This window comes from Streptomyces sp. GbtcB7, assembly GCF_019091445.1.
Classification (GTDB): domain Bacteria; phylum Actinomycetota; class Actinomycetes; order Streptomycetales; family Streptomycetaceae; genus Streptomyces; species Streptomyces mirabilis.
Map to the genome: position 1 here is coordinate 1 of NZ_JAGXJM010000774.1, position 230 is coordinate 230.

At 68.7% G+C, this 230-nt stretch carries 1 protein-coding gene; it reads left to right on the forward strand.

What is annotated here, in order from left to right:
* On the forward strand, positions 1 to 230 hold a 230-nt coding region (locus KVT44_RS57515; protein ID WP_217577263.1), incomplete at both ends, for a hypothetical protein.

Here is a 230-nt window from a genome sequence, read left to right on the forward strand (position 1 = left end):
CCGGGGGGTGCGACCGGAAGGTCGGCGGCAAGCGGCAGACCAGCGCTGCCCTCTTTATCTGGGCCAACAAGCCGGACGGTAAGTCCGCCCGGGTGACCGTGGCCCCGGGGTACGCCCACTGGAACGGGCTCGTCCAGTCGTGGTTCCGCTACTACTCCTGGTCTAGCACCCGCCACCACAGCCCCAAGTACGAGCCGGGCTGGCTCTCCGGGAACGACGTCGAGGTACTG